This is a genomic window from Legionella sp. MW5194 (genome assembly GCF_016864235.1).
Taxonomy (GTDB): domain Bacteria; phylum Pseudomonadota; class Gammaproteobacteria; order Legionellales; family Legionellaceae; genus Legionella_C.
Window position 1 is genome coordinate 2,719,505 of the sequence record NZ_CP045732.1, and the last position, 18,292, is coordinate 2,737,796.

Below are 18,292 nucleotides of genomic sequence, written 5' to 3' on the forward strand. Positions count from 1 at the left end.
GTTTACTTTTTCAATGCCCTGACTAATTTGTTTTTTACCAAGGCATCCACAATTAAATCACTGACATCAATCCCATTCGTTGCATGGCTAATCGTATTACAGGTGACCATTTGAACATTCTTCATTTCTGTTGACAGGGAATACGCATTTTCTGCAAAAAGGGCATGCACACCGATGCATGTCACTGACTTCACACCAGCATCTCGTAAATACTTAACGGCCTTCATCATGGTTGCTGCCGTAGAGATAATGTCATCGACGACTATGGGACTAACGGATTCAAGCCTCGGGGTAGTTGGCCCTGTAATAGCCACGTCGTTGTCACCACGTCTGCTTTTTTCCAATATCAGGTAAGGGAAATGCCCTTTCTCTGCGATGTCAGCAGCCCATTGCTGACTTTCCATGTCCGGGCCGATTATCATTGGCTTATCGACATGCTTTTTTATCCATGCGGCTACAGGCGCTGCGGCATGGAGCGTAAAGGTTGGTATGTCATAGAGTTCATCTAGCGAGGAGTAACGATGCAAATGGGGGTCGATGGTCATGATCCAGTCAAATGATTCGGATAACCATTCAGCAAAATAACGCGAGGTCACTCCCTCCCCCTCCTGAAAACGCTTGTCTTGACGCAAATAGGGAAGGTAGGGCGCAACCAATCCGATTTTTTTTGCCCCTAATTCCTTAGCCGTTTTGGCAAAAAACAATAGCGGCAGTATTTTTTCATCCGGTTGGTTTAAGCTGTCGACCACAATCAGTTCCCGGTTGTTAATCCTTGAATTAATTTTCACGTACCATTCGCTATCAGGGAAACGATGTAACATGACATCACCTACCTCGATTTGGAGGGCGTCCGTTAATCGCTTATTGATGGCTGACGCATTAAATAAGGAAAACAATATAGGTTTCAAAGCGTCTCTCCAGGTCAGAATGCCAGGCTCCCTTTACTGACCGAATTTACGATTATCTTTGCAAGGCGAGCCAGGGTCACATGAAATCCGGGCGCCTGTTAAAGGACTGTTGTGTTTAACTGTCCGGTAAATCAATTTTAATTTTAAAGCCAACCGCCAGGCGTAAGGCATTGACAATCGCAAGAATATCAATGCACTCTTGAAGTATGGCACCCATGACCGGGCTTATAAAGCCCGCTGCTGCAAATCCCATCCCAACGAGACTTAAAAGCATCCCCCCCACAGCACTCTGCGCGGCGATAGTCCTCGTGCTGATACTCAAATGGAGCAGTTCATCCACTTTGCTTAATGTGTTTTCCATAATAACCGCCCCGGCGGCTTCAGCCGTGACTTGACTATGCTGTCCAAAAGCAATACCCACGGTGGCTGCGGTTAAAGCAGGGGCATCATTGATACCATCCCCCATGAACACAGTCGGCGCTTTTTTCCTTTCACGACGCACAATGGCTAATTTTTGTTCTGGACTTTGCGAGGCATAAACCTCGGTGAAAGGAACTAACCCCGCGAGGTAATTAACCTCCGATTCCCGATCCCCGGAAACAAGCATAATTTTTTTAAATTGGTGCGCCGGCGTCAGATGACTGATAAATGATTTGCTTTCAGGCCGCGGTGCATCATGAAAATGCAATGTGGCTGCATAGTGATTATCTAACAAAATAATGCACTCCAACCCTGGGGCAACAGGGGGTAGTAAGGATTGACACTCAGGCATTCTTTCTACTAATTTTTTTCGGCTCGTGACCTCCACGCGTCGATGATTAACGATGCCATTCAAACCCTGTCCCGGCTTTTCCGATACGTTGGTCGATTCGATCAACTCAATATGCCGCTCCTGTGTTGCTTTAATAACAGCACTGGCAAGCGGATGCCTGGAATAACGTTCGAGACTACCAACGTATTGCAAGAGTTGATCGTCTGTGTAATCGGAGACGGTATACACTGCGGTTAACGTGGGTTTTCCATAGGTCAGTGTACCTGTCTTGTCAAAAATAGCGGTTGTACAGGTGGGTAATTGTTCGAGGACAACAGGATTTTTGATAATGATGGCCTGTTTCGCCGCTCGCGAAATAGCACTGATGATTGTAATGGGAATTGCAATTAATAAGGGGCAAGGTGTTGCAATAACCAGCACCGAAAGAAAACGAATGGCATCCTCTGTAAAATACCAGGTAGCCGCTGCGAACACGAGCGCCAGCGGTGCAAAGACAGCTCCAATCTGATCACCTAATCGACGGATGGATGGACGTTTTTGTTCTGCCTCTTCTAATACTTTTACAATAACTGCATACCTTGAATCCACGGGCCGCTTAGTCGCTTTAATGGTGAGCGCTGATTCTCCGTTAATAGCGCCCGATAAAACCGTGGCGCCAGGGGCCTTGGAAATTTGATACGGTTCACCGGTAAGGTAAGATTCATCCATGGAGCCATTGCCCTCAATCACAAGGCCATCCACTGGACAGGTTTCATGCGGATAAATAACCAGTTCATCATCGATGGTTATGCCAACCACTGGAATATCCTCAATTCCATTATTCATTTTGCGGTGAGCAAGGGAAGGCATGCGTTTGACCAATGCCAATAAAACAGCCGATGCTTTATGCCGCGCATAGCGCTCCAGGGTCTGGCCACTGGCTAACATTAAAATAATAAACGATGCGGCTAAGTATTGTTGAAGGGTAATGCCTGTGATCAAGGCAATGGCAGCCAGGGAATCAGCCCCCCAATTTCCTTTGAGCAATTTCAAAAAAATTTGCAAAAATAACGGTATTCCGCCAACAACAATTAACAATAACAAGGGAACAGCAGTGAATCTGGTATTAAAAAAACTCAGGGTGAAATGGACACCGATAGCCAGGAGAGAAAGGACTGCAATAATGACTTGCCAGCGAGAGTGTAGAACGCTCGATAGAATGCCAGTGCAATGTTCGCTCTTCATTGACCAGCCACTGCCTTATTAATGAGGATCACTGCCGATCCAGTGAATCGTCCCTGTCGCAGATCATCCAGGGCTTCATTAACCCTGGTGAGAGGGTAAGTATGAATTTCCGTTTTAACCGGTATGGTAGGCGCTAATGATAAAAATTCCTCTCCGTCTTTTCGAGTTAAATTAGCCACTGAACAGAGCGTACGTTCTCCCCAAAGCAGTTCATACGGAAAAGCAGGAATATCACTCATGTGAATTCCGGCACAGACTACCGTTCCACCTTTCCTCGTCTGTTGCAATGCCAATGGAACCAGGGAACCCACCGGTGCAAAAATAATTGCCGCATCCAACCGGTGTGGCGGCGATTGATTCGCATCCCCTGCCCAGGTAGCGCCTAATTGACGGGCAAATTCCTGGGCTTGGGTATCACCGGAACGTGTGAAAGCATACACTTTACGTCCTTGTTTACATGCCACCTGGGTCAGAATGTGTGCCGCTGATCCAAACCCATATAACCCCAGGTGTTTGGCTTCCATGGTTTTTAATAAGGCGCGATAGCCAATAAGCCCTGCGCAAAACAAGGGGGCCGCCTGCACATCCGAATAGCCATTCGGAAGGGGAAAACAAAAGCGATGATTTGCAACACAATACTCTGCAAAGCCACCATCAATCTGATATCCTGTAAATTTTGCCTCATCGCAGAGATTCTCCCGGCCGGTCAAACAAAATTGACAAACACCGCAACTACCCCCTAGCCATGGAACCCCAATGCGCTGCCCCACAGTAAACGAGCGAACCTTTTCACCCATGGCTTCGATAACGCCCACAATTTGATGACCAGGGACTAAGGGGCGTTTGGGATGCTTCAATTCGCCATCCACCACATGCAGATCGGTTCTGCATACACCACAGGCGGTGATTTTAATTAGAATTTGCTCCGCATTCGGGGTCGGTTTTTCGATTTGGGTATCAATCAATTTCTGATGATTGTTTTCCATCACCATGGCACGCATTTTCATTACCTGTCCTCGCATAACGTTGCAGAATCCAGATAGGAAGGGATTTCACATTTCCAGTGAAACCGTTGCTCTATTTGAGATTTTAGTGCTTGAGACGCTTCTTTTTCGCCATGGGTGATGAATAGTTTACGCGGCGCTTTTTTTAGATGGGCCAACCAATTGAGCATTTCAATGGAATCGGCATGGGCAGAGATATTGTCCATCTGTACTACTTCAGCTCGTATTGGAATCATTTGCCCAAACATCTTGATTTCTCTCTCCCCGCGAATCATCCTGTCGCCACGCGTTCCACCGACCTGAAAGCCACTGAATAAAATGGTGTGTTTAGGGTCAGGTGCAAAACGGCGTAGGTGATGAAGAATGCGACCGCCTGTCGCCATCCCACTCGCTGAAATCACAACTGCCGGGAATTGTTGGTGATCCAAAGCAATGGACTCATCGACGGAGTTAATGTAATGAGCCATGGCGCAGACCGCGTTGTTTTGCTCTTTGGTTAATCGATTTTGTTCAGCATAACGAGAAAAAATTTTGGTGGCATTGGTTGCCATCGGGCTATCAACAAACACGGGAATATCAGGAATTTCCTTTTTAGATTTTAATTCATAAAGATAATAAAGTAATGACTGCGTTCTTCCAACGGCAAACGAAGGGATAATAATAGAGCCCCCCCGTTTTACAGTACGATTAATGATTTCTTTCAACTGAATCAAAGGGTCCATCTTGTCATGGATGCGATTGCCATAAGTGGATTCAATAACAAGAAAGTCCGACGTCAACGGCTCTTTGGGTGCAAACATCAACGGATCGGCCTCCCGGCCCAGATCGCCTGAAAATAAAATGGACGTATCACCCTGCTCTAAACGAATAAACGAGGCGCCTAGAATGTGACCACCATAATAAAAGGTAGCCTGCAGGTTGTTAGCGATTGAAATGCGCTCTTCAAAAGAAATAACCTGAAAATAATTTAAGGAATCTTCTGCTTCCTGCCGGGTATACAGCGGCAAGGCAGGATGATGTTTGGAGTAGCCCTTGCGATTGGCATAACGTGCATCTTCTTCCTGAAGATGACCGCTGTCTGGCAATAAAATACGGCATAAATCCTTTGTTGCCGCCGTGCACAAAATTTTTCCGCGAAAACCATTTTTTATTAACAAGGGAATATAGCCGCTATGGTCAATATGAGCATGAGTCAATAACACATAATCAATTTTTTGAGGGTTAATTGGAAGATTGGCCCAATTTCGTAACCGCAACTCCTTATATCCCTGGAAAAGGCCACAATCAACCAATAGATTGATTTGATTGGTTTGAATAAGGTATTTCGACCCCGTGACTGTTTGTACCGCACCTAAAAATTGAATTTTCATCGAGTCTCTGAATAATGGAATGGTTAATAGTATTAAATTAATCCGTTGATCGAGCCATGCCTGCGGCAAGTAACATTTAAATTAAAGCAATAATTCATCATATAACGCCAGATGCCGTTGTGCGATAGACAACGAGGAATAACCCTGAGCGACCTTCAGCGCTTTTGTGCGCAGGTTTTGATACTCCTTGTCAGGGATTTTTAATAGTTCCATCATGCCCTCTGCTAATTGTTGAGCAGAGTCACTGTTTATAATTTTCCCTACTGCAAAATACTCAGGGCCTCCGCTGCGAGTGACAATCATGGGTAAACCACAACCCATGGCTTCCAGACAGGAAATGCCAAACCCCTCACTGCGAGAAGGCATCACACCCAAATAAGCAATATGATGAATATCAGCCACGCGCTCTGGAGGCTGATGGCCAACTAAATGAACGTTTTTTAAACTATACGACGCTGCATCCAGGGTTTTAAGAATCGGGTCTATCTCGCCTGCCCCCATCACAATAATATGAATACCCAGACTGGCATCGAGTAATTTATTGGCCTGCAACAAGAGATCAATGCCTTTGGTCAGGGATAATTTACCCGCAAAGCTGACAATCGGGGCATGGCGAGGAATACGAATGCCTAATTGTTGAAGAACGTCTTCCCTATTGACTCTTTTTGGTTTAAAAACCGTTTCATCATAACCATTTGCAAGCACCACCACCTTGTCTTCGGGGACCTTATAAAGTTCCAGCACCTCTTTTTTAACAGACTCTGAAATAGCAATAATTTTTTTAGCGCCATTCGCGGCTTCAATTGCTTTTTTTTGAACTGTTGGATCGTAGCGAAAACCTAATTGATCACTGTGATGCGCGGTGACGATGTAATTTAGCCCCAGCTTGTGGATTACCCAACAGGGATACCAGATGTGATGGCATTCAATAATGTCGGGTTTAAATGCGTTGATCAGCGAGGACAGCTGACGATGCAATTCATGCTGATAGGTAGCAAACTGCCTGCTGGATAATGCTTTAAACGTCATGGCATCCGGATTTCTTGGATGAGGATCACTTATCATCAGAGGAAACGTGTGCAGTGTGGATGAACCGGTTTTAATTGGAAAATTCCAAATCGAATACAGTTCTGGGTGACTGTAATAGTCCTCTTTATCTGACGAGTCCATGTTTGAATCAGGGAAAAAAATTTTTACGTTATGCCCTAACCTGATAAGCTCTTTCGACAGGCATTGGCTTAAAGTAAAACTACCCGTTCCCCATGGGCCGGTATTAATAAATAATATATTCATCCAAATGACTCCCTTTTATACCCTTGAGCTCCAGTAAGTGGATAGAAGGGGGCTGTGTTTGAAAAGAGCACTCGGCAAAAAATACGGCACACAAAGACAGGGCGAATGAGTCAACTATTCATTAAAGAGAATCCATCAGTCGAAATCCTTTTCCCAGCACTTCTAATTCAGGACTAACAACCAGGACTCAAATCCCCAGTCCTCTGTTTTTTATAGCATTAGTCTTTGCATCATGCCAATCTGATTTTGAAATACCGTGTTGCATGTGGACAAAAATTATTCTAACTTATAGGTATATTCGGCGTATGATTTGAGGGTAGGCTTGACCAACAAGCACAAGCTTTCACTGAAATATTTAGGCATCAACACCCATAAAGAACCCATTGTCTATATGCGTGCAGATTGCCTTATCTGTAAATCAGAAGGATTTAATGCTCAAGCCAGAGTCATGGTAACGCTCAATAAGTGTTCAATTATTGCCACCCTCAATATCATTGAAACCGATCTTCTGAAGCATAATGAAGCCAGTCTGTCTAATTATGCCTGGAAGCTGCTGTCAGCTAAACAGGGCGATGAAATCACGGTCGCTCACCCGAAAACACTCGAGTCAATTAATTTTATTCGATCCAAAATTTATGGGAATGAATTAAGTAAGCTGCAACTCGGTTCGATTATCAAGGATGTTGTCTCAGGACACTTGTCCGACATTCACATTGCGATGTTTATTGCTGCAAGCGGTGGCAACCGATTAACCAGGCAAGAAATTCTTTTTTTAACCCAGGCAATGATTGATACCGGTCAGAGAATCCACTGGTCAGCGCCGTTGATTGTCGATAAACATTGTGTTGGTGGCTTATCGGGAAATAGAACCACCCCTATTGTGGTCGCTATTGTTGCAGCCTATGGCCTTTTAATTCCTAAAACCTCCTCTCGGGCCATCACCTCCCCGGCAGGCACTGCCGATACGATGGAAGTCTTTACCAATGTCACTCACGATATCCCTGCAATGAAAAAAATCATTGAAAAGGAACAAGGCTGCATTACCTGGGGTGGCGCCATAGGCTTAAGCCCTGCCGATGATTTACTCATCCGACTGGCACGCACCATAAACCTGGATAGCATGGGTCAAATGGTTGCGTCGATTGTCTCCAAAAAAATTGCTGCGGGCTCAAACCATATTGTTATTGATGTCCCCATTGGCACCACGGCCAAAATCAGAACCCTGGAGCAAGCAGAGCAGCTTAAGGTTCTATTGCATTTTATTGCGAAGCAATTTGATATAAAACTAAAAGTCCTGTTTACGGATGGCTCACAACCTGTCGGACGCGGCATAGGCCCCGCGCTTGAAGCCCGCGACATTTTATCGGTGCTTCAAAATGAAAAACACGCGCCAGCTGATCTTCGCGAACATGCCCTGCTTTTAGCAGGCCACTTGATTGATTTTTGCCCTAAAGGGAATACCTCCAATGGATTTACCGTGGCTAAAACCATTCTTGAGCGTGGCGAAGCACTGAAAAAATTTGAAGCCATCTGCGAAGCACAGGGTGGTATGAAAGCAATTCCCACTGCACCCTTCGTTTATACCGTGGAATCAAAGTACTCTGGTTTAATTCGAAACATAGATAACCGACACATTGCAACCATCGCTAAATTGGCAGGAGCTCCTAATGCAAAATCAGCCGGGATTGAACTTCTGGCGAGATTGAATTCCAATGTGGAGAAATCTCAGGCCCTTTTTAAAATACATGCAGAAACGAAAGGGCAGCTTCATTATGCATTGAATTTTTTTAATGAAGGGCATGATATTTTTCAAATTGAAGAAAATATATAATCGTTTTATTCATCGCGAGTGTCTCAGCAACCGACTGATAACATGCCAAATCAATCCGCCGATGATGAGACCCAGTCCCGTTATCCAAATGGTTAACGGAATCCAGAATGCCAAAAATAAGCAGGCCAGTAATCCGCCTACTGCAAAGACAGGATGATAAAGTCGCTCCTCTTTTGGTAAGCGTAAAGCGGCAAGGTTGGTAATGGAATAATAAATTAATACAGTCAATGCGCTGAATGCCCATGTTGTTTCAACGTTACCCACGAAAACCAGACCAGTAATCAGCATGCCCACCCCTATCACCGACGCCCTTGGAACGCCTGCAGCAGATACGCGGGCAAAAACAACAGGCAAATCCCCCTGTCTTCCCATGGCCAAAGCGACACGCGAGAGGCCAAGGATTAAATTTAATAAAACACCCAACATGGACGTGCATGCCCCCAGGGCGATGAGCGTTCCAAGTCCGGGTATTTCCATCGTACGCGCAACCCTTTCGAGGGGTGTTGCACTGCCATGAGTCCATTGGGCAAGATGAATTGCTCCCACCGTTCCTACAGCCACCAAACTGACAGCAGTATAAAGGATGGCGCTGACCGTGAGGGTGGCAATGATGGCGCGCGGGATGATGGTTTTCGGATTTTTAACTTCCTCGCCCAGTGTCGCGACACGGCCGTAACCCGTATAGGCCACGAACATCAATGCCGTGGCATAAAAGAAATCGCCCAGTCCCTTTTCTGAAGGAAAAAAGGGTTGCAGATTATTCAGGCCTTTGCCAGACAGGGTCGTTAGTCCAAAGCAGACAAACAAGAGCAGTGTGATCAATGTCACTGAAACAATCACCATGTTTGTCCAATTGGTTTGTCTAAGGCCGCCCAACACCAGAATCATGAGTAAAACAGACGTTATCACGGCAATCGGAATAAGCGGAATAAGCGGAAGAGAATCCATAGCAAGCAAGTTGACCAAATAACCCGCAAAGCCCAATGCCGCAGTGGCCGCTGAAGCAGTCTTTGCGCATAAAAACATCCATCCGGCAGTAAAACCAAGGCTGGGATGCAAATAGCGGTACCCATATTCATACGTCCCCCCACTTACCGGGTGACTCGCCGCCAACTGCGCGCTGGAAAACGCATTACAGACCGCAACAAGTGCAGACAGCCCAATAGCCAGGATGACCGATGGCCCTGCTCTCCCTGCCGCGACGCCCACACTGACAAAAATACCTGTGCCTATAATGGAGCCTAAACCCATCATGGTTGCGCCGAACAGGCCTAATTCACGCTGGAGTCGCGGCTTTTGCGCGTCTGTTGTCATTTTCTCTGTTTCTTCCCTACCCGGTTCACAGGAGCGGCGATGCGATGAAGGGTTTTGATAATCACTTTGCGACAGACGGGGGACCCACGTCAAGAGACATTGAAAATGAGGATGCAGGGGAACCCAATGCTAATACTTGAGTGATCGGGTAAAAACACTCCATTGCGCTTACTCCAGGCTGTGATTCACCCGAGCATGTCGTTATGGTTAACACGCTCCACTGATTTGCTTAATGCCATTGAGACACTATGATTTAATAAAGGCATAATGAAAATAAAAGGCCTGCCTGTCAGTGGCACGGTAAGCGTCAGGTTTGCCTGATCATTTACCCTGAATGATGGAGAACTCATGGATGATTTGGGCAAGGTAGCCTACTTTGGTAATACACCGGCGTGGCCTCTTGCATTAAAAGCCTTTTTACCCCCTGCTTTTTTATCACTGATATGCATTATTATTGGGCATTATGCCGGTTTCCTTGCATTCCATACCTTAGCCGAACTCATTACGATTAACATCAGTCTTATTGCAATGACGGTAGCAATCACCTCGACGCGCTTTACCAAAAATCAATTTGTGGTGATTATTTCGCTGACATGCGGCTGGTGCGCCTGCCTTGATATAGTCCACGTTTTAGTTTACCAGGGCATGTCGATTATACCGGCTACAGGGGGAAATGAGAGCACGCAACTTTGGATCGCAGCGCGTTTTATTCAGGCATTGTCATTTTTAGGCGCGACTTATTTTTTTCGTCACACCTTGCGTGTCTGGATCTTTAATTTAATCCTTTTTATCTTGATATCCCTGGTTTTTAGTGCGGTTTTTTCAGGGTATTTTCCTCAGACTTTCATTAATGGCTATGGGGTAACACCGTTTAAAACTTACAGTGAATGGGTGATTATTCTGGTGCTGTGCATCGCCTGGCTGTTACTTTGGAAAAACAGGAATTTGTTGACCAAAACCTCACTGTTTTATCTGTCCATGAGTATCCTGACGATGATCATTACCGAGATCGCACTTTCACAATACACGAGTTTATTTGGTATCGAAAACAGCATCGGCCATACCTTAAGAATTTTTTCCTATTGGTTTATCTATGTCGCCTTGGTCATTCAAACATTAACCAACCCGTTCAGCCTGCTGGGCCAGGCGGCCAATACCTATGATCATATTCCCGATGCCACATTGATTGTTCAACCGGATGGCAGTATTCGTCAGGCAAATCGCGCGGCCGGTTTAATGAGAGCGATGACCGCTGAAACATTGGTCGGCAAGGCATCCCATGGGCTGTTTCATAACAAAGAAATACCCCAAGCCCACTGCCCGGTCTGCTCACAATTACCCCATACTCAAAACCCCTTTGCTGCGGCAATCGAGACGAGTGAGGGCTTTTGGGTGGAATGCAGTTTATCACCCATTCATTCCGAGTTTTTTCCGGATGCCTGGGTACAAGTGATACGAGACATTACATCGCGTAAACGGCTGGAAATGGAACAAAGCCGCCTGACTCAGGCGCTTGGGGAGCGTATTAAAGAACTGCAAGGCCTCTACCGTATATCAGAGTACAGTGGGCGTAAGTCGCTTAATATCGAGGCGTTTTTTGCCGAAACCGCACGGCAGTTGCCCTTAGCCTTTCAGTTTCCGGAACTGATGGTTGCCAACATCGAATCAATCTGGGGTAAATTCAGCTCAACTCAGGACCCCGTATTCGTTTCAGAACCACTCATTAAAGAATTTTCAATTGACTCAAAATCCAGCGTGCGGATCGAGGTGGGTTATCATCGCCTCCCCTCTCCTTCCCCTGACGCCCTGTTTTTACCCGAAGAAGCGGCATTGCTTGATTCCGTCGCAACCATACTCGCCAATACCGTGGAACGGATACTCTATGTTCAACAAATCACCATGTCACGCGCCAGTGAAAAGTATTTTCAAGCCTTTATTGAAAAAGCAGGCATTGGTGTGTATGTTCGGAATAAAGAAAAATTTCTTTATGTCAACCCGCGATTTTGTGAAATAGTAGGCCAAAGTAAAGAGTCACTGTTAAACACTGGCCTTATGGATTTAGTTAAAGATCAACCCGCGAGAGCGTTCATTCTCAAACATTGGGCATTACTTGATCAAGGACAGACCAATCTCACCTACACTTTGCCCTACCGGAGACCCGATGGCGTGACAGTCACACTTCGCATTGATGTGACAGCTATCTCCTGGTTAGGTAATTTTCAATACTTATCATTGGTTCAGGATATTTCAGAGATCCAGCTTGCGCGTCAGAAAATAGAAGACTATGTCGCCCGGTTAGAGAAAGCGATCAAAGGAACATTCAGGGCGGTATCGAATATGGTTGAATTTCGCGATCCTTACACCGCCGGTCACGAGTATCGCGTGGGATTAATTGCCAAAGCCATTGGCCAGGAATTGGGTTGGCCGCCAGCGCGTTGTGCCTCACTTGAGCTTATGGGATTGGTCCATGACATCGGCAAAATTGCCATACCGGCTGAAATTCTGGTGAAACCCAGCAAACTCACGGCCATTGAGATGGAGCTAATAAAGAACCATTCTCAAACAGGGTATGACATCCTGAAAGATGTTCACCTCGATGCGCCAGTGGCCGAGGTTATTTTACAACATCACGAGCGATTGGATGGCAGCGGTTATCCCCGCGGTCTAAAAAGGAGCGACATTTTGCCGGAAACGCGGGTGATTTCCGTTGCCGATGTCCTTGAAGCCATGTCCTCTCACCGTCCCTACAGACCGGCTTTAGGTATTGATGCTGCAGTAGCGGAAATTCAACGCGGCAGAGGCTTACAATACGATGCCGAGGTGGTGGATGCTGTGTTAAAATTAATCCATGAAAACAGGCTGCCCCTGCATGAAACGCGGCCAACATTGACCGACTAAATCAAGCGTGACCGCAAAATCTACCGCAACATGTCTTTAAGCCTTATGTACAGCCTTAATTCACACTATAATGGATAAATAAGTACTGATTTTTCGTCTGTTCAGGAGTTCTAATGGCTAAAGTGGTGTATCACTCGCTTGATTTTGACGGCTGTTTTAGTAATGAAGCATCGGCCCATGCGTTAGGTAAACAGTGGACTGCGTCAAAAACAAATCAGCAAACCAACGAGGCTTATCTGGCTGCAAATGCTGACATTTTAACAACGTTTGCAAAAGGCGATGAAACCATTCTTCTGATTGGCTCCAACCGCCAAAACCCTCATATCGATTTAAAAAACGGCACGGGAGCAGAATACCCCCCAGGCTCGGTATTTCCCAGAATGGAAGCCTTTGCTGATCAAGTGGGCGGAACATTCAATCCTTTTCTGCTTACCGATTTGGAGGCATCCAAACCGGATATCGGTTCAACCTATCGACGATTCAAAGAAAAGGATTATTTACGCGAAAATGGCAGTTACAAGGACGAGGTGAGTCCCAATCAACTGAACAATGACGGCTTTCTTCTGCAGAAGGATGATGAAAGTAAAGTGTCGCTGCTGTACGCTCAGATGCAGCTTGCAGCGATGGATCATCCAAACGACGACATTGAATTTAATTTTTACGATGACAGAAAAGACATTGCCGAGCCTCTTTTTGCTTTTTTCCAAAAAAATCCGGAGCTTATCCCTAAAAATGTGAGGCTAAACGTTATCGGTTATTCGGGGCCTGCATTAACTCAGGAACAGGTCCAGGAAAATCTCACGCATTTTATCATGCATACCACATCCGATCCGGACAGTACGAAAACGCTGGATGCCCTTAAAGATGCCGAAAAAAACAATTTCCCCGTACTGATTAAAATCCCGGGCGAGAAAGACACGTTCAAACTGTATCGTCGTAATCAAGAAGGCGAATGGGGTTTTGAAGCGTTTGATGGCGTCATCGAGGGATTAAACGCCTCAACCTTGAACGGAAAATTCCCCAAAGAAGGCGAAAGGAGCTATCCCAACACTGCGAAAGAACCCGAAATTTTTTCTTACTTAAAAAATCATCACTTTGTCCCTATCTCTTCAACCAGAAAAAGTTCAAAACCAGTCTTTGATTATGGCGAGCCCAAACGCTTTACCCCCGTGCAAGGCGAAGGCAGCATTCCAGCGGAGGTGGCGGATTGGCTTCCCGCCTATGATTCCCTGCGTGAAACAGCCAAGGTTTCGGAAATGGATGATTATAAAATTTCGGTTGCTGAAGGCTTTGACCTGACAGCATTCGTTGCCAGATTACCCTCTTCAAAAACGGGTATCCTGTCTGATAAAAACCGCGAATACATCGATCAGATGATCGAGAAAAGGCTTTCCCAATTAAAGGGGGAATTAACGCTTGAAGAACGCAATGCGTTAGAGTCTTCCTTGATTGAACTGTACAAAGTCAGGATTAGTTCAGACAACAAACAACTTTTGTCGCAATCCATCGGCATCGTTGAAGTAAGGGATGCACGCAATGAACTGTGCGCTGCGGTTACTGACGCGCTGGAATCACCTGACTTAACAATGGAAGATTGCCAGGCTATGGATAACATTCTCCATCATTCAACCAAAGCCATCGATCCCGCGCAAACACCGGAGGCTCAATTGAACTCCCTTTGCGAATTGGGTGACCTGTCTGATAAGGTTGGCAGTAAAACCTCCGCAACATTAAGTTCGGTATCAGCCGCTTGCGGTTTCTTCGCTGTAGTAGCCGCCATTGCGGCAATAGCGCTGGCCCCCACGGGTATCGGTCTTGTCATTGGCTTTGCTGTTGCCGGGGCATTGGCCGCTGCAAGCATTGGAACAGGCCTTGGCGCACAGGTTACAGAAACCAACCTGGCGGATAAGACTCGAAATTTCAAGGAAGCATTGCAAGACATAAGAGAGCCTTCTGGAGAAGAACCGTCAATGGATCAGGGTTATATTCGGGTTTAGAACGGTATCGGCTTCATGAGCCGATACCACCTAAACCACAGTGCCCGCCAAAGCCTGTTAGCCAGGACCTGGGTTAGGTCTTATCATTAAATTTGGGCTGTGCCTTTTCTCTGCCCAGTCTGATTTCTGCCTAGAGATTTTTCCCCACCGCAATATCCTGAGGATCACCTTCATACCCCTCAGGATCATCAAACGGCCTATCGACATACCCGTGTTTTCGATAAAACCTGAGCGCCTGCGGTGACGATTCGAGATGAAGACTTTGATAGCCCTGGTGTCTAAGCCATTTTTCACATAAAGCCAATAATTGACTTCCGTTGTGGCAATTTCGTTTTTCCTCATCGATAACAATAATTCGCAAGGCCGCGCGCGCCTCTGGCCATAACTGCAAATGGGCATAACCAATGATGTCGCTTCCTTGAAGCAACACAAAATGCACATGCCCTGGATGGTCAAAAGTCCAGGTATAGGGATCAACAAGACCGGCTTTGCTGAAAAAATAAAATTGCCTGAAATGACGCACGGCCTGCCATTCTCGCGGCGTCAGGGCTTTGACCATTCTTAACCCGTTAAAACCGGCTTTTTTGTCAATGGCGGCAATAAAAGGCTCTTTACCCAGACAATACGCCATGATGTCATCGGGATACTGGCGCGCCAGGTCTTGTTTTAATCGGGCGTAAGCGTCTCTGTCTTCAGCATGAGACCTCAACCAATCCCTGAATTTCAAATGACGTTCAATGTCCACATGACCTGCTTCAAACACATGGATATGGTGCGTGCGTTGACTGCCTCCTTTGTGGAAATAACGGCGAAAAGGAATGCCGTATTCGCCATTGGCCTCATAACCCAGCGCCTGCATCCTCGCATTCGCACCATCGACGTCGCGAATATCCGCCACGACTGGAATCATATCAATCACGGGTTTGGCGGCTAAACCAGGCACCGAGGTGGAGCCGATATGATGCACATCAAGGCAATTTTCACCCAAAGCGGTTTTAATCTGCTCAGCTTCAAGTAAAAATTGCTGAGGCCAATTCGCATCATAAGAAACGACTTTAACGACTTGATAATCGGATTGTACCGGCATTACTGATTCTCCTCTTCTTCGTTTTTTTCCGGCAGAAAGCCGCCCACCTGCGCATCCCACAGGATTTTATACAGCCCGCCCAGACGCAGTAATTCCGCATGCGTACCGTCTTCGACAATATGCCCTTTATCAAAGACTAACAGGCGATCCATGTGCAGCAATGTGGATAAGCGGTGCGCAATCACCAGGGTTGTTTTCCCCTGCATTAACCCCCAGAGACTCTGCTGAATAGTAGATTCGGTAATGGAGTCCAACTGCGAAGTGGCTTCATCCAGGATTAAAATGGGCGCGTTTTTTAACATCGCACGAGCAATGGCAATGCGCTGGCGCTGCCCGCCTGAAAGCTTAACGCCCCGTTCCCCAACCAGGGCATCATACCCCTCTGGTAAACGCTGAATGAATTCGTGTGCATGGGCTTTTTTAGAGGCGGCAATCACGTCATCCCTGTCAGCATCGAGAAGGCCATACCGGATGTTATCCAGTAAGCTGCGATGAAAAAGGCTGGGGTCCTGCGGAATCATGGCAATGGCCTGGCGCAAACTGTCTTGCCTCACCTGAGCAATGTCCTGACCATCGATTAAAATACGGCCGTCAACGATGTCGTAGAGTCTTAAAATCAGGTTCACAAAAGTTGACTTGCCACTCCCGGAATACCCGACCAAGCCCACTTTTTGACCTGCTTCAATGGTTACTGACTTATTTTGAAAAAGAGAATACCCGTCACGATAATGAAATTTAACGTTGGCAAATTCAATTCGTCCTTGTTTGACAATCAATGAGGGTGCCTCGCTTTTATCCCTGATGTCATGAGGAATGGCTAACGCATTCAGGCTTTGCCGGGCTTTACCCAACGCCTGATTAAACTCATCCACCTGGTACATGGTGTACCACATCATGTGCCCTAACTCCATGGAAATACCAAGAATCAAGGCAAAATCACCAATGCTGACCAAACCCTGGCCATACAAATGGATTAAAGTAAACGCCGCCAGCCCCATCATCACAGCAATCATGCCCCCTTGCACACAACAAAGCAGGACAATAAACAATTCTTTTCTCTGGAATGCCTGCAGGACTCGGGTAAAAAACGCCTCCATGCGTTTTATTTCATACGGCGTTTGAGAAAAAAGACGGATGTTGGATTGGTTAGCCAGTCCGTCCACCATTTGGCCGGAAAGCTGCGATTCAGCACTGGCCTGATCATCCGATAAATGAACCAAGCGCACGGAGAGACTGATACTCACGACTGCAAAAGCAATGAACCACAGTAACAAAATATAAAAAAACAGGACATTTACTGCGTAAGCGGTAATAAAGGAAATAACGAGCAGGGAGGCGCCACGAAGGAAATCCACCGACACCCGATGGAGAATAATTTCAATGTTATCCGCCAACGTGGTGATTTGATCGGCAATGCGCCCCGACAGATTATCCTGAAAAAACCGGGTGCTGGCGCCAAGCACATAGGCATAGGTCTGACTGATAAGTTCGTTTTTAATACGGGCCTGATATTTGTAGTTTAAAAAGCCGATGGTTCGCCAGGTGACATTATCAAAAACAATGAAATTCACCACCAGCAATCCAGCTATCCAATACAAACCAGGAAGGTCAATGGTGTTGCTGGCAGTCAGCGTATTAATAAACGACTTGATCAACAGGCTGTTGAATGGCCCCCAAAATCCAGCCAATAAGGCAAGCAGGACAAACAAAGCCACGATTGAACGATACGGCTTTAAGAAGTGCCCAATAAAGGAACCCAAATGATGGGGTATGACAGGGTGGTTTGGAGATGAAGCAGGGTTATGGTTCATGAGTTACTCTTAAGTGTGTCGATTAGGACAATTAAAAAAAACCAAAGCCGAAACGACTTTGTTTGTTTTTTTGCCCTGGCGAGGGCTTACTTAAGTGTAATTTTCATGACTGCGTTAAACCGGATTCAGGTAATAAAATTAATAACTTTTAATGATAAGTAAAAACCAATGATGTTGTCAATATTTTAATGGCCATGAAATCTTCAATAGCCAGCCCGCCGTTCATGCCTTGTATACCGCCAGCACTTCAAGTAAGTTAGTCAAAACACGTCCTGTTGAGAAAACCATGACTGACTCCATGCACCTTGTCTGCCCCCACTGTCAGACCATCAATCGTTTACCCACAAGCCGTTTGACGGCACACCCCAAATGTGGGAAATGCGATAAAGCGATTTTCGATGCAAAACCGGCGTCTCTGGATCAAATGGCCTTCGAGCGTCATCTGAAACGCAGCGATATCCCGCTGTTGGTTGATTTCTGGGCACAATGGTGCGGTCCCTGTAAAATAATGGCACCTCACTTCGAATCGGCCGCCGGTTTCCTTGAACCGGACGTGCGTTTGGTAAAAATCAATACAGAGACTCAACCCGCTCTGGCTGCGCGCTACTCAATTCAAAGCATTCCTACCCTGATGCTGTTCAATCATGGCCAGGAAATTGCCAGGTCTGCCGGGGTGATGGGAGCGCAGGATATTGTTCGCTGGGTAAACCAACACCTCCCTTTGCGCCATTGACCCTTAATGAAATTTCGACTAGATTCCCCACCTCCTGATGGGGAAGGTGC

Annotated in this window: 12 protein-coding genes; 4 read left to right on the forward strand and 8 right to left on the reverse strand. The window is 46.2% G+C overall.

Annotated elements, in window-relative coordinates; translation table 11 throughout:
* Positions 1 to 2: 2 nt before the first annotated feature.
* From GH742_RS12505 to GH742_RS12525, 5 genes are all read right to left on the reverse strand, one after another.
* Positions 3 to 908 carry a ribose-phosphate pyrophosphokinase gene (locus tag GH742_RS12505; RefSeq protein WP_203455241.1) on the reverse strand — a complete coding sequence of 302 codons (906 nt, stop codon included), beginning with the start codon at positions 906 to 908 and terminating at the stop codon, positions 3 to 5.
* Between the two features lie 115 nt (positions 909 to 1,023).
* A complete protein-coding gene (locus GH742_RS12510) occupies positions 1,024 to 2,712 on the reverse strand; it encodes a heavy metal translocating P-type ATPase (protein WP_370569486.1) in 1,689 nt (562 codons plus the stop codon).
* A gap of 188 nt (positions 2,713 to 2,900) precedes the next feature.
* Positions 2,901 to 3,905, reverse strand: coding sequence for a zinc-dependent alcohol dehydrogenase family protein (locus GH742_RS12515; protein WP_203456944.1), 1,005 nt, complete (start codon positions 3,903 to 3,905; stop codon positions 2,901 to 2,903).
* Between the two features lie 5 nt (positions 3,906 to 3,910).
* A complete protein-coding gene (locus GH742_RS12520; RefSeq protein ID WP_203455243.1) occupies positions 3,911 to 5,278 on the reverse strand; it encodes an MBL fold metallo-hydrolase RNA specificity domain-containing protein in 1,368 nt (455 codons plus the stop codon).
* Between the two features lie 81 nt (positions 5,279 to 5,359).
* Positions 5,360 to 6,571, reverse strand: coding sequence for a glycosyltransferase family 4 protein (locus GH742_RS12525; RefSeq protein WP_203455244.1), 1,212 nt, complete (start codon positions 6,569 to 6,571; stop codon positions 5,360 to 5,362).
* A 322-nt stretch (positions 6,572 to 6,893) separates the two neighbouring features.
* On the opposite strand from GH742_RS12525, the gene GH742_RS12530 reads away from it, so the two are divergent.
* A complete protein-coding gene (locus GH742_RS12530; RefSeq protein WP_203455245.1) occupies positions 6,894 to 8,402 on the forward strand; it encodes a thymidine phosphorylase family protein in 1,509 nt (502 codons plus the stop codon).
* A 9-nt stretch (positions 8,403 to 8,411) separates the two neighbouring features.
* Here GH742_RS12530 and GH742_RS12535 read toward each other — a convergent pair whose 3' ends face one another.
* Positions 8,412 to 9,716, reverse strand: coding sequence for an APC family permease (locus GH742_RS12535; protein ID WP_203456945.1), 1,305 nt, complete (start codon positions 9,714 to 9,716; stop codon positions 8,412 to 8,414).
* 348 nt (positions 9,717 to 10,064) lie between these two features.
* Between GH742_RS12535 and GH742_RS12540 the strand changes: the two genes are divergently transcribed.
* A complete protein-coding gene (locus tag GH742_RS12540) occupies positions 10,065 to 12,614 on the forward strand; it encodes an MASE3 domain-containing protein (RefSeq protein WP_203455246.1) in 2,550 nt (849 codons plus the stop codon).
* Positions 12,615 to 12,727: 113 nt separating this feature from the next.
* Positions 12,728 to 14,611: a hypothetical protein gene (locus GH742_RS12545; RefSeq protein WP_203455247.1), complete on the forward strand. Its 1,884-nt coding sequence runs from the start codon at positions 12,728 to 12,730 to the stop codon at positions 14,609 to 14,611.
* 130 nt (positions 14,612 to 14,741) lie between these two features.
* Here GH742_RS12545 and GH742_RS12550 read toward each other — a convergent pair whose 3' ends face one another.
* Together GH742_RS12550 and GH742_RS12555 are read right to left on the reverse strand one after the other, a co-directional pair.
* Positions 14,742 to 15,698: a bifunctional GrpB family protein/GNAT family N-acetyltransferase gene (locus GH742_RS12550; RefSeq protein ID WP_203455248.1), complete on the reverse strand. Its 957-nt coding sequence runs from the start codon at positions 15,696 to 15,698 to the stop codon at positions 14,742 to 14,744.
* The gene (locus GH742_RS12555; protein WP_203455249.1) at positions 15,698 to 17,509 is read right to left on the reverse strand and encodes an ABC transporter ATP-binding protein; all 1,812 of its coding nucleotides are present in this window, start codon (positions 17,507 to 17,509) and stop codon (positions 15,698 to 15,700) included. Before GH742_RS12555 ends, GH742_RS12550 begins: the two co-directional genes overlap by 1 nt.
* Positions 17,510 to 17,795: 286 nt before the next feature.
* Between GH742_RS12555 and trxC the strand changes: the two genes are divergently transcribed.
* A complete protein-coding gene (gene trxC, locus GH742_RS12560) occupies positions 17,796 to 18,242 on the forward strand; it encodes a thioredoxin TrxC (protein WP_203455250.1) in 447 nt (148 codons plus the stop codon).
* Positions 18,243 to 18,292 lie beyond the last annotated feature (50 nt).

Coding starts and splice junctions, on each gene's coding strand:
- GH742_RS12515 (WP_203456944.1), bottom strand. CDS start 3,905: ATGCGTGCCATGGTGATGGAAAACAATCATCAGAAATTGATTGATACC.
- GH742_RS12520 (WP_203455243.1), bottom strand. CDS start 5,278: ATGAAAATTCAATTTTTAGGTGCGGTACAAACAGTCACGGGGTCGAAA.
- GH742_RS12525 (WP_203455244.1), bottom strand. CDS start 6,571: ATGAATATATTATTTATTAATACCGGCCCATGGGGAACGGGTAGTTTT.
- GH742_RS12535 (WP_203456945.1), bottom strand. CDS start 9,716: ATGACAACAGACGCGCAAAAGCCGCGACTCCAGCGTGAATTAGGCCTG.
- GH742_RS12540 (WP_203455246.1), top strand. CDS start 10,065: ATGGATGATTTGGGCAAGGTAGCCTACTTTGGTAATACACCGGCGTGG.
- GH742_RS12545 (WP_203455247.1), top strand. CDS start 12,728: ATGGCTAAAGTGGTGTATCACTCGCTTGATTTTGACGGCTGTTTTAGT.
- GH742_RS12550 (WP_203455248.1), bottom strand. CDS start 15,698: ATGCCGGTACAATCCGATTATCAAGTCGTTAAAGTCGTTTCTTATGAT.
- GH742_RS12555 (WP_203455249.1), bottom strand. CDS start 17,509: ATGAACCATAACCCTGCTTCATCTCCAAACCACCCTGTCATACCCCAT.
- trxC (WP_203455250.1), top strand. CDS start 17,796: ATGACTGACTCCATGCACCTTGTCTGCCCCCACTGTCAGACCATCAAT.